A 16,130-nucleotide genomic window follows, 5' to 3' on the forward strand; every position below is an offset into this window, starting at 1 on the left:
GAAAGCGGCGAGTAGGACGTTTCAAGGGGGCGTATGATACGCCTACTCGACGAGGGATTGAAGGCCAATTCCGATTTTATGCGGGGCGTCGACCTGTCAAGCGTACCCACCCCTCCCGCAGGGTCGGCTCATCCATGTAGAGTCCTTGCGCTTCATAGGCGTCCAGAACGTCCGTGGCTTGGTTGGCCAGTATGCCGGAGAGCGCGATACGCCCACCGGGAGCGACATGCCCGGCAATCATGCCCGCTAGCTCGACTAACGGGCCTGCCAAAATGTTGGCCGTGACGATAGGGTAGGGGCCGCCTGACAACTGCTCAGGATAGTAGAGCGCGAACTGCTCCTCACCGATGGCATTGCGCTCGGCGTTATCTCGGCTGGCTTGCAGCGCCTGAGGGTCGATGTCCGTGCCGTCGGCATGGGTGGCGCCCAATTTCAGCGCAGCAATGGCGAGAATGCCAGATCCGCAGCCTACATCCAGCACGGCTTTGCCCTGTAGCTCGTTGCTCACGGCTAATCCGTCCAGCCACTCCAGGCACAGCGCGGTAGTCGGATGAGTGCCGGTACCAAAAGCAAGGCCGGGATCAAGGATCAGATTGACGGCACCTGCCTCGGGCGGCTCATGCCAACTCGGCACGATCCATAGCCGTTCGCCCATGCGAAGTGGCGTGAAGTCATCCATCCACTCCCGCTCCCAGTCCCGATCCGCCAGCAGCTCGTATTCGATGGTAGGGCATGGCTCTCCGGGCACTTGCTCCGACCAAGCGGCTTCAATGCGACTCAGCATGCCATCGATACCGTCTAGATCATCATAAAGGCCCGTCAGTATGGTGTCTTGCCACAGCGGTGTGGTGCCGCGCTCGGGCTCGAAGACGGGGTCGTCGTGGGCATCCTGCAGGCCAATGGCCGTCGCGCCTTCTTCGAGAAGTAGCTCTTCAAGAAGATCGGCCTGCTCAGGGGCGACGTGTGCTTTTAATTGCAGCCAGGGCATGGGGGTCTCCACGGCGGGTAGGGAATAAGGAAACTAGCGCGAACTTTTATACGAAAAACGCGGTGGATAGGCGTTGGCCATTCCACGAAAATGCCCGCCGAAAGGCGGGCATCATGGCTACCCAGCGGTTAGCTGCTGAGCTTCTTTTCCAGGTAGTGAATATTGACACCGCCCTGGCGGAAATAGCTATCGCGTACCAAGTCTTTCTGAAGGTCGATATTGGTCTTGATGCCTTCGACCAGCAGTTCGTCCAGCGCGTTGCGCATGCGTGTCAAAGCGATGTCGCGATCGGCGCCCCAGGTAATCAGCTTTCCAATCAGGGAGTCGTAGTGCGGCGGCACGGTGTAGCCGGTGTACAGGTGAGAGTCCATACGAACGCCCAAGCCGCCGGGGGCATGGAACAGCGTGACTTTACCGGGAGAAGGCATGAAGGTGCGTGCATCTTCTGCATTGATACGGCACTCGAACGCGTGGCCATTCAGCTTCACGTCTTCCTGGCGAATCGACAGCGGTAAGCCGGAAGCAATACGCAGCTGTTCCTTGACGATATCGACGCCGGTGACCATCTCTGTGACCGGATGCTCGACCTGAACACGAGTGTTCATCTCGATGAAGAAGAATTCACCGTCTTCATACAAGAATTCGAAGGTACCCGCGCCCCGGTAGTTGATCTCGATACACGCCTGACGGCAGGCTTCGAGCACTTTGGCGCGTGCGTCGGGGTCAATGCCCGGAGCGGGCGCTTCTTCCAATACTTTCTGGTGGCGGCGCTGCAACGAACAGTCGCGGTCATAAAGGTGAATGGCGTTGCCCTGGCCGTCAGCCAGCACCTGTACTTCGACATGGCGCGGCTTTTCGAGGAACTTCTCCATATACACGGTGCCATCGCCGAAGGCCGCATGGGCTTCGGTGCGCGTCACGGTAATGGCAGAAAGCAAGTGGCCCTCGGTATGAACGACACGCATACCTCGGCCGCCGCCACCCGCTGCCGCTTTAATGATCACCGGGTAACCAATACGACGTGCAGTAGCCAGATTCGTCGCATCATCGTCGCCCAGAGGACCGTCGGAGCCAGGTACCGTAGGAACGCCAGCAACTTTCATGGCTTCGATGGCGCTGACTTTATCGCCCATCAGGCGAATGGTCTCGGCGCGCGGGCCAATGAAGGTGAAGCCTGAGCGCTCTACCTGTTCGGCGAAATTAGCGTTCTCCGAGAGAAAACCATAGCCGGGATGAATGGCGCTCGAGTCCGTCACTTCTGCGGCACTGATCAGCGCAGGAATGTTCAAATACGACTGCGCCGACGAGGCAGGGCCGATACAAACGGCTTCATCGGCAAGGCGAACGTGCATCAATTCGCGGTCTGCCTTGGAGTGAACCGCTACGGTTTTGATCCCTAGCTCTTTGCAGGCGCGTAAGATACGAAGGGCAATCTCGCCGCGGTTCGCGATAAGTACCTTGTCCAGCATGGGAGAATCCACCCGTGTTGATATGAAAGATTAAGCGAGGACGATCATGGGCTGATCGAATTCCACCGGCTCGCCATCTTCCACTAGGATGGCCTCGACCACGCCGTCGCGGTCGGCTTCAATCTGGTTCATCATTTTCATGGCTTCGACGATACAAACGGTATCGCCTTGCTTCACGGTGTCGCCCACTTCAACGAAGGCTTTGGCACCCGGCGCCGGACTGCGGTAGAAAGTGCCTACCATAGGAGAGTTGACCGCTTCACCACGATAACTAGCGCCCTGAGGTTCTGCATCGGCGGGAGCCGTGACCACCGGCGCTTGAGGAGCTGCCGGTGCCGGCTGTGCGTACTGTGGCATCGGCTGCGGCTGCCAAGCACCGCCGTTGGGGTGACGGCTAATACGAACCGACTCTTCACCTTCCTGAATTTCGATTTCGCTGATGTTGGACTCTTCCAGCAGCTCGATCAGTTTCTTAACTTTGCGAATATCCATTCGTAGGGCCCCAAACGTTGATCAAAGTAGCACGCCGCAAGCGAAATAAGCCCGCGTGACGTGGCGCTCTCAAGCGCAGTAAACCAAATTTAAAAATTGAGAGAACGAGGCACGATGACGAACGTTACCCCAAACTCAACGCTAAAAGATGAGTTTTTTAGCAAATATGGCTGCGGAGTTTGCCGAAAAACTCAGTCACTGTCCAGTGGCAGCCATTGAGGGTACGAATTTTGCGAGTTAAACAACCGTTTGACGACGATCGCGACACGGTGTCACAAAAAGTGTTCGAAAGCATTAGGTCTGCGTGAGCGACGGCTAATCGGGCGACTTAGCTCTGCTGCCAACGCTTGAAAGCCTCTAAATGCTCGACCAGTGCTGTCGTGGTGATCTCACCCTGAATGCGCGCGTCGCGAACTTCATTGCCCCCGTCAAAGAGTAGCAGGCTGGGAGGGCCAAAGAGCTGGAAGTGCTCAAGCAACTCGCGGCTCTGTGCATCGGTCTTTGTCACATCGACCGCAATGAGTTGGAAATCGTTCAATGCCTCTGACACGTGTGGGTCTGGATAGACGTCTCTCTCCATGAGTTTGCAAGAGATGCACCAGTCTGCCGTAAAGTGGGCAAACACGGGCTTCCCTGCTTGAGAGGCTTGCTCCAACTCAGACTGAAGTGCGCTGAGACTGTCGACTTCTTCAAAGACCGGAGTGGTAGCGGTTTCACCTGTACCAGAAGTGGTCACCGATAGCGGTCGCAAAGGGTTACTGCTTCCTTGAGCGGCGCCCAACACTAGTGCTACCCCCCAGGCCAACAGCATTAACCCCGCCGTTTGCCGGGCTTTTGCCCAGCCGTGAGAGGGCGATGTATTCAGTGCGCCAAGGGTGAGGGCACTACCGATTGCTAGGGCCGCCCATAGCAGAAGAGAGATTGATGGCGCAATCAAGCGCTCAATCATCCAAATCGCTACGCCCAGTAACAGCAAACCGAAAGCAATTTTAACGCCATTCATCCAGCCGCCCGAGCGGGGGAGCAGAGTGGCCCCAAAGGTGCCCACGAGCAATAAAGGAAGCCCCATGCCGAGCCCCAGCGCAAACAATACCGCGCCCCCCATGACGGCATCCCCAGTAGAGGAGATAAATACCAAGGCGCCTGCTAGCGGAGCTGTTACACAAGGAGATACCACTAGCACTGACAGCGCACCCGCCACTGCCAAGCCCAGCGGGCCGCTGCGCTGAGCACGGGCTTGCCACGCATCGACTTTGCTAGCGATTCGCGGGGACATGCGTAGGTCAAAAGCGCCAAACATCGCCAAAGCGAACAGGGTAAACAGTAGGGCGAACGCAATTAAAACAGGAGCGGACTGTAAATGTGCCTGGAGGTTGAGCCCCGCACCAAATAGCCCCATTAGCACCCCCACCAAGGCATAGGTAATGGCCATGCCGAGTACATAGCTGGCTGACAGGACAAAAGCACGGGGTTTGGTGGGGTTTTGGCCAACCACTATGGACGACAGAATAGGAATCATCGGTAACACGCAGGGCGTAAAGGTGAGCCCAATACCCGCGAGGAAAAAGAGTCCTAGGGCGAGCGGTAGACTGGTATCACTAATCAGCGCGCTGAATTTGCTATCTTCACTTTGCGGTGCGGAGAAGCCAGTGCTCTCGCCCGATTGAGGGGCTGCGCTGCTTGAGGCAGGTCCACCCATGCTTGTTTGATTTGGTGCGCTCTGAGCACTTTCATTTTGCCAATTGGCAAAGGCGCTGGGCGGTGATGCTTCTGCGGCTTCAAGTGTGATGCGCTCAGGTGGATAGCACAATCCTGCATCGGCGCACCCTTGAAAGGTCAGTTCGATCTCGATGGGTCCACTAGATGGCTCACTGAGCGGAACGTCGAAAACCACGCGATCGCGGAAAACGTACACGTCCCCCATGAACTCATCCGTGGTGAAGGTGCCCTGCGGAATCTCTGGGGTACCCAGCTCAATCTCGGGTTGCTGGCTGGTCACCGACAGCTGGTGACGATAGAGATAGTACGCATCGGCGATGTCGACGCCGATGCTCAAGGTTTCCCCGTCGTGCCATGCGCTCGGCTGAAAGGCCTCCATGACCGGCAAGAAATCACTGTCGTTGCTGGAGGAAAACCACTGCCCATGGGCAATAACGGGCAGCCAGCACAGTAAAAAAAACAGAGCATAACGTCGCATGAGTAACACGGAGTATCCTTACGCAGTCGTATCAAAAGGGTGCTACTGGGCAGGATAGCGCAGTTGCCACAGGGAGCGTACTGTCTGCGGTGACGTGACGCGGTGCTTCCTGCACCGTTAATCAAAACGCAAAAGGCCGCCTCATGAGGCGGCCTTTAACATCGGCGTTACGGCAAGGTTTACGCTTTTTTGTAAGCAGCCGCCGACTTTTCGATGGCCTTACGGGCGGCTTCGACGCCTTCCCACGACTCGACTTTCACCCACTTGCCTTTTTCGAGGTCTTTGTAGTTCTCGAAAAAGTGAGCAATCTGCTGGCGAAGCAGTTCAGGAAGGTCAGTGACTTCCTGAACGTCGTCATACAGCGTCGAGAGTTTGGGGTGCGGTACGCAGACCAGCTTGGCATCTTCACCGGCTTCGTCGGTCATGTTCAGAATGCCAACGGGACGAGCGCGGATGATACTGCCGGGCGCGACCGGGTGGGGGGTGACGACCAGCGCGTCTAGGGGGTCACCGTCGTCTGCCAGCGTGTGAGGAATAAAGCCGTAGTTGGCCGGATAGAACATGGGCGTGGCCATGAAACGGTCAACGAGGAGGGCACCCATGTCCTTGTCGATTTCATACTTAATCGGCGCGTGGTTTGCAGGAATTTCAATCGCCACGTAGATATCGTTGGGCAGATCCTTTCCAGCGGGGATGTTATCAAAGTTCATCGTTGGTTCCTTGGCTTGGCTTTTCTTACCGACTGTAGAGCACAGTCACTAAGCAGTTGATGCATTGCATTAATGGTGGAGAATTATACGAACATGGTCGATAGATTACCAATGCGACATAGGTGTTTGGCACTTAAGGGGTGGACGCGGTAGAAAATCATCATTACGCGCTTGGCCGGTTAAAGGGGCAAGGAGAATCGCCCTTCATGCGCTGGCGCCATGAGAGGCTGACAAGGGATTTTGCACCGTTCGCGACGTTTGGTGGGCATCGCTTCGCGTTGCCAGCGTGTATGATACCCCCCGTGGTAGCCAGGGCCGTCAGAGGTTCCTAAGATGTCGTTGCGATGGTGAGCCGTAAGCCTAGGAGGATGAGTTGGCGCACGCCCAGTTACTAATTAGTTATGGTCAAGCGTTCGTTGCCCCGGAGCGGCGGCAGCACCGCAGCTCGATGTCGGTGCGTCTGCCGGAAGCGCCACTGTTGAAAGTAAAGGGCGGCTGTGCGGTGATTAGTGACTCGATCTCTCGCAATACCATGGCAAAACAGGCGGGAGACTTGAGCGTGCGTGGGTTTCTTGCGGATTACTACTCGACGCCAGATCATTGGGACACCAAAACATCGGCCACTCGCGTGCTGCGTGCCTTGAATAGCTGGTGCTACAGCCAAAGCCAGCATGTCAAAGAGGGGAGTTTTGTCTCGTCGCTCTCTGCCATGGTGTTTTTAGGCCGCGAGGGTCATCTCTTCCACATGGGCGATACGCTGGTGTTTCGCTTGCGAGGGGCTGAGTTCGAACAGTTGACCCGTGACCACGTGACCGATGTGGGCGGGTATCGCTACCCCTCACGCGCGCTGGGGATGGATGGCAGTGTCGACATCGACTACACCCATCTGGCGCTGAAGCAGGGCGATCTTTTCGTGTTCACCACCCAAGCGGTGCGCGGGACGCTAATGCCTTCGGACTACGTGCGTCTCATTCGTCAAGATGCCAGCGATCTGGATGCCGCCTGCGAGCGTTTGGCGAGCGAGGCGAAGCAGCGTGCTCAAGAGCGGGGCTACGGGGGCGATCAATTTTGCTTTCAGCTGCTTCGTATCGACGAGTTGCCGGAGGAGGCCTCCGACCATCCCAACTTGCTGTACGGTGATTTGCCGATTCCTCCGGAACTGACACCCGGCGAGCGTTTGGATGGTTTGGAAGTGCAGGCGGTGCTATCCCGCAATGCGCAGTCGAGGGTGTACCGCGTACGCGACGTGCACAGCGATCGGGTGATGGTGATGAAAGCGCCGAGTCCGGAGCTATCGCTGCGCAATGCCTACCTGGAGCACTTTCTTCTGCAGCAGTGGGTGGTCGAACGGGTGAACTCTCCCTTCGTGGTCAAAGTCATGGAGCCTTCTCGTCCGCGTCGCTACCTCTACTACCTCATGCAGAACGTGGAAGGCGAGACGCTGCGCCATTGGGCCGAGCGACATCCCCAGGCGAGCCTCATTCAGCGTTTGGATATCGCCAATCAGCTAGGTAAGGCCGTCCAAGCCCTGCATCATCGCGATATCATCCATCAGCAAATCGCCCCAGACAACGTGCTGATCGATCAGCATGGCAAAGTGGTGCTGGCCGACTTCAGCGCCTGTCACATGCGCGAGGTCGATGGTCACCGTCATTCGGGTGAGCTGCTTCGTCAAATCGGTTTTAACGAGCATACGGCCCCCGAATACGCCTTAGGCGACAGCGTGGGCCGACGCAGTGATCAGTACTCGCTGGCATCCACGGTCTATTGGCTGCTGACCGGCGCGTTACCCTACACGCTGACGCCAAACAAACTGCGTTGTCATACCGATTTAGAAGAGCTCAGCTACCGTAGCGCCCGTACGACCAATCCGGAAATAACGCCTGCACTGGATGACGCGTTGCGGCGAGCGCTGGATCCCCAGCGGCCGCTGCGTTTCAGGCGTATGTCAGAATTTCTCCATGCGCTACGGATTCCGCTAGGACGGCTTCCCCAGCGCGAGGAGCCGCGCACGGAGTCTCGACGCTTTTGGCAAGGCGTGGCGGGTATTTTGCTATTACTACTGGTGCTGTCTTGGCTACTGCGTTAGGGCATCTGCCGAGCGCATATCCACCAGCCATCAGGCTTGCCATTAAAAAGGGGCGATGACGGCATCATCGCCCCTTGAGCGTCGGCCGCCAGCAGTCGTTACAGCGTGAATTTAGGCAGTTTTTGCTCTACTTTCGCCAGTTTGAGCTTAGCGACTTTGGGTAGGCCATTCTCGAAGGGCGGGAAGTCTTCACCCTGAATGAGCGGCGACAGGTAGTCACGGCACGCTTGGGTAATATCGAAGCCGCTCTCGCTGATGAAGTCGCGGGGCATGAACTTCTCTTGGTTCGCGATTTGCGACAGCGGCGCAGAGATCACGTCCCACTGGTAAGGGCTTTGTGAAATGCGGCGGATCGCAGGCATCATGGAGTTTTTGCCTGCCAGTGCCAGTGTTACCGCCTCACGGCCTACCGCATAGGCTTGCTCAACGTCGGTTTTGGAGGCCAAGTGGCGCGCTGCACGCTGCAGATAATCGGCCACTGCCCAGTGGTATTTATAACCTAAATCTTGCTTGATCATGCCGGCCAAGGTAGGCGCAACGCCGCCCAGCTGGCGGTGGCCGAAGGCGTCGGTATTACCTGCATCTGCCAGGAAGGTGCCATCTTCATAACGCGCGCCTTCGGACACAACGATTACGCAGTAACCGTATTTCTTGACGCTTTCATCCACGCGCGCCATGACCGCTTTACGGTTGAAAGAGACTTCCGGGAAAATGATCAAGTGCGGAGGCTCGCCTTCCCCGTCACCTGCCAAACCGCCGGCGGCAGCGATCCAGCCCGCATGGCGACCCATGACTTCCAGCACAAACACCTTAGTGGAGGTGGCGCACATGGAGGCGATATCCAGCGATGCTTCACGTGTCGACGTGGCAATGTATTTCGCGACGCTGCCGAAACCAGGGCTGTTGTCGGTAATAGGTAGATCATTATCGACGGTTTTGGGAACGTGAATGGCCGTCAGCGGATACCCCAGTTTTTCGGAGAGCTGAGAAACTTTTAGGCAGGTATCGGCACTGTCGCCGCCGCCGTTATAGAAGAAATAGCGGATATCGTGTGCTTTGAAGACCTCGATCAGGCGCTCGTACTGGGCGCGGTGAGTGTCGATGTCCTTCAGCTTGTAGCGGCAGGAACCAAAGGCGCCACCCGGCGTATGACGAAGCGCAGCGATGGCCTCATCACTCTCTTGGGTGACGTCGATCAGATCTTCCGTCAGCGCACCAATAATGCCGTTATGGCCGGCATACACCTTGCCGATTTGGTCGGGGGCTTGCCGGCAAGCTTCGATAACGCCGCAGGCGCTGGCATTGATGACGGCGGTAACGCCACCGGACTGGGCGTAAAAGGCATTATGCTGGGCCATGGAAACGTCTCATCTCCTGAAAACGGTTGGTTTCATCGTTGTTGACGGCAAGCGGTCACTCCTTTGCTTGCCGGTACGTCGCAAGCGCACCTTTACATCGCGCTGCGAGCCAAGCGCTCGTAAGCGACGCAAAGTTTAGCGTAAAGCCATTTCTGCTGCATTACATGCTGTTTCAAGGGGGCGATGGTAAGGATTACTCATCGCCCCCATCCAATGCCTGCTCACGCTGCGCCAGTCGCCAGCCGCCGAGATCTTTGTAACGGTTGACCATGGCGCAAAACAGCTCGGCCGTGCGTTCGGTGTCGTAGCGCGCCGAGTGGGCCGCTTTATTGTCGAACTCGATCCCCGCGGCGCGGCAAGCTCTAGCGAGCACGGTTTGCCCATACACGAAACCGGCCAGCGTTGCCGTATCGAAACTGGAGAAAGGGTGGAACGGGTTGCGCTTGACGTTGCAGCGGTTGGCCGCCGCGTTTAAAAAACCGTGGTCGAAAGCGGCATTGTGGCCTACGAGAATCGCCCGCGAACAGCCGTGTGCCTTCAACGACTTACGAATGGGCCGAAAAATTTCACCCAGTGCTTCAGCTTCGCTCAACGCCACCTGGCGCCGAAGCGGGTCATCCAAATTGATGCCTGTAAAGTCTAGCGCCGACTGTTCGACGTTAGCGCCCTCGAAGGGGTGGATATGATACGCATAGGTGGCATCAGGCAGTAAATTGCCATCGGGGTCCATGGTGAGTGTGACCGCTGCAATCTCTAATACGGCATCCGTCTGGGCATTGAACCCACCCGTCTCCAAATCGATGACAACCGGTAAATAACTGCGAAAACGCTGGGCCATCAATTCGCGGGCAATTGCCTCGCTCATGCAGCTCTCCTTAGTAAAGCGAGTAGTCGGTCAGGGTTAGCGGTGTCAGTTGCCGCTACGGTTGGGGTGATTCTAGCAGCTTTACCCCTAAGGCGTCGTTGACGGTATTCGCTGAGCATTGAGAACGCTATACTCTCAGTTTGAATAACCGGTAGCGCTGACGGGCGCTGCCCCTTTTGGTGAACTGCTTTTTACAAGGAGCAAAGAATGTCCGATGTCAAAAAGGTTGTGCTGGCGTACTCAGGCGGCCTGGACACGTCCGTTATCGTTAAGTGGTTGCAAGAGACCTACAACTGCGAGGTAGTGACCTTTACTGCCGACATCGGTCAAGGTGAAGAAGTCGAGCCCGCCCGTGCTAAAGCCCAGGCTCTCGGCGTGAAAGAGATTTACATCGAAGACCTGCGCGAAGAGTTCGTGCGTGACTACGTTTTCCCGATGTTCCGTGCCAACACCATCTATGAAGGTGAGTACCTGCTGGGTACCTCCATTGCTCGCCCGCTGATCGCCAAGCGCCTGATCGAAATCGCTAACGAAACCGGCGCCGATGCCATCTCCCACGGCGCAACGGGTAAAGGTAACGATCAGGTGCGTTTCGAGCTGGGTGGCTACGCGCTCAAGCCTGGCGTCAAGGTCATCGCACCCTGGCGCGAGTGGGACCTAACGTCCCGCGAGAAGCTGATGGCTTACTGCGAAGAGCACAACATCCCGGTGGATTTCTCCAACAAGAAGAAGAAATCTCCCTACTCCATGGATGCCAACCTGCTGCACATCTCCTACGAAGGCGGCATTTTGGAAGATCCGTGGGCCGAAGCCGAAGAGGACATGTGGCGCTGGAGCGTTTCACCGGAAGCCGCGCCAGAGCAGCCCACCTACGTTGAGCTGACGTTCGAGAAAGGCGACATCGTGGCCATCGACGGCGAAGCGCTCAAGCCGCACGAAGTGCTTGAAAAGCTCAACAAGTTGGGTGGTGACAACGGTATCGGTCGTCTGGATATCGTCGAAAACCGCTATGTAGGTATGAAGTCGCGCGGCTGTTATGAAACGCCGGGGGGAACGATCATGCTGCGTGCCCACCGCGCTATCGAATCACTGACGCTGGATCGCGAAGAGGCCCACCTCAAAGACCAGCTCATGCCCAAATACGCTGAAGTGATCTATAACGGTTACTGGTGGAGCCCGGAGCGCCGTATGCTGCAAGCGGCCATTGACGAGACGCAGAAGAGTGTCTCCGGTGTGGTGCGCATGAAGCTGTACAAAGGTAACGCGACCGTGGTGGGGCGCAAGTCCGAGCAGTCCCTGTTCGATGAATCTATCGCAACATTCGAAGACGACGCGGGCGCTTACAACCAAAAAGACGCCGAAGGCTTCATCAAACTGAATGCACTGCGGCTGCGTATCGCCGCAGGTAAAGGCCGTCAGCAGAGCTAACGTTCGACGGTGGCCAGCGCTAAGCTGGCCACCGCGTGACGGACAGGAGTCGGTATGTTTAAAAAATTGCTGTCAGGGCTGTTTGGCGCGCAAGGCAGTGGTGAGGCGAGCACAGGCACCAAGGCCGCTGAGCCGGTGGAGTATAAAGAGTACCTCATCGTCTCACAGCCTGATCACCAAAGTGGCCAGTACCGTGTTAGCGGCTGGATACGCAAACCCGATAGCCAAGGGGGCGCTCAGGAGCACCGCTTCGAGCGTTCCGATATGCTGCCTGGGCGTGACGCGTGCGACGCCTTGATGGTGTCGAAGGCGCAACGCTATATCGATGAAGTAGGCGATGCGATGTTCGACCCCGACCCTCGCCGCGAGAGCCAATCCTCTAGCTAATGTGCGTGTCCATCAAGGCCCGTGCTTCAGCTGCCGCCTGCAGCATCAACTCTGCAGGCACATCGGAGCTCGTGCTGCCTTGTTCGCTTGCTTCAATATCGGTGAGCAGTCGGCCGAGTCGGCCCTGACGCAAAGTGAGGGCTTGATGGATCGTTTGGCTCAGCGGCAGTTCTTGCAGCATTGCATCGAGGTCGATACCCAAAATGACCGGCATATGCGAAAAGAGTCCGGCAATGAAGCCTTCTTCCTCGTCTAATCCACGCTGTTCTGCGAGCGCTTCGCACGCAAATGCACGTGTTAATCCGCTGGTAAGATTGATTTTACTAGCAGGATTATTCCCCGCGAGCATCACGATCGATACCAATGTACGTAGCTCTTTCAAGCCAATGATGTGAATGCAGTCCATCAGCTTGTAGGCAGGACGCTGAGAGGCCTTTTCTGCCGAGTTGGCGCGCTTGAAGACGGCGTTCAATAAATATGGGTCGCGAGCAATGAGCGTGCTCAGCGCCGGCAGGCGCACTTTATCACTGTAGAGCTGAGCAAGTAGCTGCATTTGATTGGCACGTGACGTGCTGTGTCGCTGGGTTTTTGTCGTTTGTACCTGTGGGCGCTGATAAAAATAACCTTGAAATAAGCTAAATCCCAGTGCTTTACACTGTTCAAACTCTTCGTAGGTTTCTACGCGTTCGGCCAACAGTGTATAACCATCTTGATAAAGACGTTGAATGAGTGCCTTCGGAAGCCCAGTCGAAATATCGAACTTAATAATATCTGCCAAGGCCAATAATGATCGATTGGCGTCGGTAAGTTCAAAATCATCCAGGGCCAATGTATAGCCTTGGGTTTTTAACTGACGTAACGCCGTTAAAAGTGCATCACTCACGGCCGTGTCTTCAAGCACTTCGATCACGATTTGCTCTTTTGGCAAACCGTCAAGATCCGGGTTTAGTAACCACTCCCCGGAGGCATTAATAAAGAGTTTTCGCTGACCGCACAGTTTATCCAATCCAATTTCATAGATGGCAACAGCGCAGGCGCGTGCGGTGGCTTGCACATCATCAAAGACGGCGGCAGTGCCAGCCGAAAAATCGCCACGATAGAGCAGCTCATCAGCCACATGGTGTAGCTGGGCGTTAACGATAGGCTGGATAGCGATGGTGTAATGGCCGGTACTGGTCTCTTCTTGCGCTGACCCTTGCATAGTGCCGCTGCTCCGACTGTCAGGGGGAAAACGTGCGAGGCCGCGAAGAATAGCGTAAAAGCGCTGATAGGCGCTAGTTACATTGAGTCACAATGCGTTGAATGGCACAATTATTCACTTAAACGGTATGGCGAGGAAGCGATAGCTTAATGGCAGCGCCACCTAACGCTGAAGTGTCAACCCAAAGTTTACCACCCAAGTGATGAATAATGGCGCGGCTAATGGGTAAGCCTAAACCGCTCCCTTTAGGTCGTTGGTCTGTCTGTTTACGCTTGGCCAATTTCAACTGATAAAACTTTTCAAAGACGTTGTCACGTTCGTCGACAGGAATGCCGGGCCCATTATCTTCAACGCTCAAGCAAACAGCGTGATCTGTCGCATAAATGTGTAACCGTACGATCGGATGGTCGGGGTCGGCAAACTTGCGTGCGTTTTCCAACAGATTGATGATGACTTGTTCGAGCCTGTCTGGGTCGGCCATGACCATGGCGATGGATACGTCAGTCACCCACTCGACATCGATACCCTGATCGGCGTGAAGCCGTGCCAGTGCTTGGCTGCTCTGCTTGGCGATATGCATTAGATCGACGGGGATGGGTTTGAGGGAAAGGCGTCCACTCTCAAGTCGTGCCAAATCGAGAATTTCATCGATCAGGCGAGATAGGCGCTCACTCTCCAGCACCATGATGCGCAGAAACTGCTGCCGTTTGTCTGCTTCGATGTCGGGAGTATCGCGTAATATTTCGGCAAACGAGCGGATGGACGTCAGTGGGGTACGCAACTCGTGACTCACCATTGCAACGAACTCATCCTTCATGCGATCTACTTCTTGCAATCGCTCGTTGGCGCTGCGTAGTTCCTCACCGACCCGAGCTAGCTCTTGAGACTTCTGCTCCAGTCGACGGTTGTACTCCAATGCCTGGGAGGTCGTGTCGAGAATCGTTAGCACCGACGCCATGTCCAACGCTTCACCGCGCAACACGGAATGGATCAATACGCTGGCAGACGCACTGCCGAGTGACCCGGCCAACGCCTGTTCCGCACGGGTGATCAGGGCTCCTGACGCGGGGCGCTGGTGGGCATCTGACCGTTCCAAGGAGGCATACGGGGCGGTAAATACGCGGTGCGTTGCTCCATGGCCCAAAAAGCGCACCAAGAGTGCGTACAGAGCGCCTTCGGTGGTTTGACCCTGCCAGCGTGATGCCGTCGGCAGAGGCGCATGCATGGCTTCGGTGAACAGCGCTGCTTGAGTCTGCTCCATGGGAGTGGGGCGAGTGAAGAGAGAAATAGTGATGAGCAAGCCAACGTTCAACACCATGCTCCAAAACAGCGAGTGTGTATAGATATCCCATCCGCTTAGCCCCAGCAGGGCGTACGGGGATAACCAGCCAATGCCCCAGGGCCCCTGTGTGACGAAAGAGGCTTCTAGCCAGCCGGACTGTGCAAAGCCCGGCAGCAGCAGCGTATAACACCACACCATAAAGCCTGCCACCATCCCCATCGTGGCCCCTCGGCGAGTGGCCCCACGCCAATACAGCCCAATCAAAAGGGCCGGGGCGAACTGCGCCACACCTGCAAACGAGACCAATCCGATGGTCACGAGGCTATAGCTGTCGCCAATCCATGCATGGTAGAGATAGCCCATGAGCAGAATGACCACGATCGCCAGGCGGCGCACGTTGAGCAGCCAGTCGGCTAAACGACCCTCACGCCCCGTGTACCACCCTTTGAACCTTAGCAGCAGCGGCATCACGAGCTGATTACTGACCATCGTCGAGAGCGCGATGGTCTCGACGATGACCATGCCGGTGGCGGCGGAGAGACCGCCGATGAACACCAAGAGCGGCAGTCCCTCCAGACCTGCGGATAGCGGAAGGGTGAGCACGAAACTATCCGGGTCGCCTTTGCCCAACAACAGACCCGCGAAGGCAATGGGAATCACGAACAGGTTGATCAATAGCAAATAGAGTGGAAACAGCCAACTCGCGCGTTCCAAATGCTGTTCGTCCACGTTCTCGACGACCAGCACTTGAAATTGCCGGGGTAGCGTAAAGAACGCCAGAAAAGCGAGCAGCAGCATGCCTACCCAACCGGTGGCGCCTCCCGGCACCGTCTCCAGGCGCATACTATCGATAAGGTCAGGCGTTGCGGCGACGTCTGCCAGAAGGGCGGCAGGCCCATCGAACAGCAGGAAGGTGACGAACATACCCACCGATAGGAAGGCCACTAGCTTGACGACGGACTCGACGGCGATGGCTGCCACCATGCCCTCATGGCGTTCGCTGGCATCCAGGTGGCGGGTGCCAAACAGAATGATGAACAGCGCCAATACCATCGCAATCCAAAAAGAGCGATCCATCCAGAACCGTTCGTTGTCCAGTGTGCTGTCGGCACTCAGTGGGTAGTTCATGAGCACCGCATGACTCACCGTGATGGCTTTGAGCTGAAGCGCGATGTAAGGGGTAATGGTGATCAAGGCCAGAAGGGCGACCAACGCCCCGAGTTGAGCGCTTTTGCCGTAGCGGGCGCTAATGAAATCGGCAATGGAGGTAATGCGCTGATGGGCGGCAATGCGTACCATTTTACGCAGCGTAAACGGGGCCAGCAGCATGGCCAGCGTAGGCCCCAGATAAATCAGCAGAAAGCTAGGGCCATACTGTGCGGCGCGGCCAACACTGCCGTAAAACGTCCAGGCCGTACAGTAGACGGCAATCGACAAGGCGTAAACGGTCGGCGAATTGATGAGCGAACGACCCTGTTCGGCGCGACGGTCTCCCCATGCGGCCACCAGAAATAGCAGCGCCAAATAGCCAAAGGCGATAGCAATGACGACCCCATCGCTGCGCATGGTTCACGACCTCTTGGGGCGTTCGGCCAGCCAAGCCGCTAGACCGATGAGGGCCCCCCAGGTCAATAAGAGGTAGATCGGCAGCCAGCCTACCGCGC

The 16,130-nt window shown here is 56.6% G+C and carries 12 protein-coding genes; 3 read left to right on the forward strand and 9 right to left on the reverse strand.

Going from position 1 to position 16,130, the window contains the following annotated elements; genetic code table 11:
- Positions 1-76: 76 nt before the first annotated feature.
- From prmA to ppa, 5 genes are all read right to left on the reverse strand, one after another.
- Positions 77-988, reverse strand: a complete 912-nt coding sequence (gene prmA, locus QIT27_RS06485; RefSeq protein ID WP_159342306.1) for a 50S ribosomal protein L11 methyltransferase — start codon at positions 986-988, stop codon at positions 77-79.
- A gap of 128 nt (positions 989-1,116) precedes the next feature.
- A complete protein-coding gene (gene accC, locus QIT27_RS06490) occupies positions 1,117-2,457 on the reverse strand; it encodes an acetyl-CoA carboxylase biotin carboxylase subunit (RefSeq protein ID WP_159342305.1) in 1,341 nt (446 codons plus the stop codon).
- A 30-nt stretch (positions 2,458-2,487) separates the two neighbouring features.
- The gene (accB, locus tag QIT27_RS06495; RefSeq protein WP_285263252.1) at positions 2,488-2,949 is read right to left on the reverse strand and encodes an acetyl-CoA carboxylase biotin carboxyl carrier protein; all 462 of its coding nucleotides are present in this window, start codon (positions 2,947-2,949) and stop codon (positions 2,488-2,490) included.
- 328 nt (positions 2,950-3,277) lie between these two features.
- Positions 3,278-5,146 (reverse strand): protein-disulfide reductase DsbD, encoded by a 1,869-nt coding sequence (dsbD, locus tag QIT27_RS06500; RefSeq protein ID WP_285263253.1) that lies wholly within the window; start codon positions 5,144-5,146, stop codon positions 3,278-3,280.
- Positions 5,147-5,325: 179 nt separating this feature from the next.
- The gene (gene ppa / locus QIT27_RS06505) at positions 5,326-5,856 is read right to left on the reverse strand and encodes an inorganic diphosphatase (RefSeq protein WP_044627994.1); all 531 of its coding nucleotides are present in this window, start codon (positions 5,854-5,856) and stop codon (positions 5,326-5,328) included.
- A 373-nt stretch (positions 5,857-6,229) separates the two neighbouring features.
- On the opposite strand from ppa, the gene QIT27_RS06510 reads away from it, so the two are divergent.
- Complete coding sequence (locus QIT27_RS06510; RefSeq protein WP_159342302.1) at positions 6,230-7,945, forward strand: bifunctional protein-serine/threonine kinase/phosphatase; 1,716 nt, start codon at positions 6,230-6,232, stop codon at positions 7,943-7,945.
- A 98-nt stretch (positions 7,946-8,043) separates the two neighbouring features.
- On the opposite strand, the gene QIT27_RS06515 is transcribed toward QIT27_RS06510, so the two are convergent.
- Positions 8,044-9,303, reverse strand: coding sequence for a 6-phosphofructokinase (locus tag QIT27_RS06515; protein WP_285263254.1), 1,260 nt, complete (start codon positions 9,301-9,303; stop codon positions 8,044-8,046).
- Between the two features lie 193 nt (positions 9,304-9,496).
- Entirely contained in the window at positions 9,497-10,168 is a 672-nt protein-coding gene (gene rnt, locus QIT27_RS06520; protein WP_159342300.1) for a ribonuclease T, read from the reverse strand.
- Between the two features lie 207 nt (positions 10,169-10,375).
- Here rnt and QIT27_RS06525 point away from each other — a divergent pair, with 207 nt between their 5' ends.
- Both QIT27_RS06525 and QIT27_RS06530 read left to right on the forward strand, forming a co-directional pair.
- Entirely contained in the window at positions 10,376-11,596 is a 1,221-nt protein-coding gene (locus tag QIT27_RS06525; RefSeq protein WP_159342299.1) for an argininosuccinate synthase, read from the forward strand.
- Positions 11,597-11,650: 54 nt separating this feature from the next.
- Positions 11,651-11,983 (forward strand): HlyU family transcriptional regulator, encoded by a 333-nt coding sequence (locus QIT27_RS06530; protein ID WP_159342298.1) that lies wholly within the window; start codon positions 11,651-11,653, stop codon positions 11,981-11,983.
- Here the strand turns inward: QIT27_RS06530 and QIT27_RS06535 are convergent.
- The gene (locus tag QIT27_RS06535; RefSeq protein ID WP_253016263.1) at positions 11,976-13,184 is read right to left on the reverse strand and encodes an EAL and HDOD domain-containing protein; all 1,209 of its coding nucleotides are present in this window, start codon (positions 13,182-13,184) and stop codon (positions 11,976-11,978) included. The genes QIT27_RS06530 and QIT27_RS06535 overlap by 8 nt on opposite strands.
- 118 nt (positions 13,185-13,302) lie before the next feature.
- A complete protein-coding gene (locus QIT27_RS06540) occupies positions 13,303-16,032 on the reverse strand; it encodes an ATP-binding protein (protein ID WP_285263255.1) in 2,730 nt (909 codons plus the stop codon).
- Positions 16,033-16,130: the final 98 nt, after the last annotated feature.

It is taken from the genome of Halomonas sp. LC1 (assembly GCF_030247125.1).
In the GTDB taxonomy this organism is placed as follows: Bacteria; Pseudomonadota; Gammaproteobacteria; order Pseudomonadales; family Halomonadaceae; genus Vreelandella.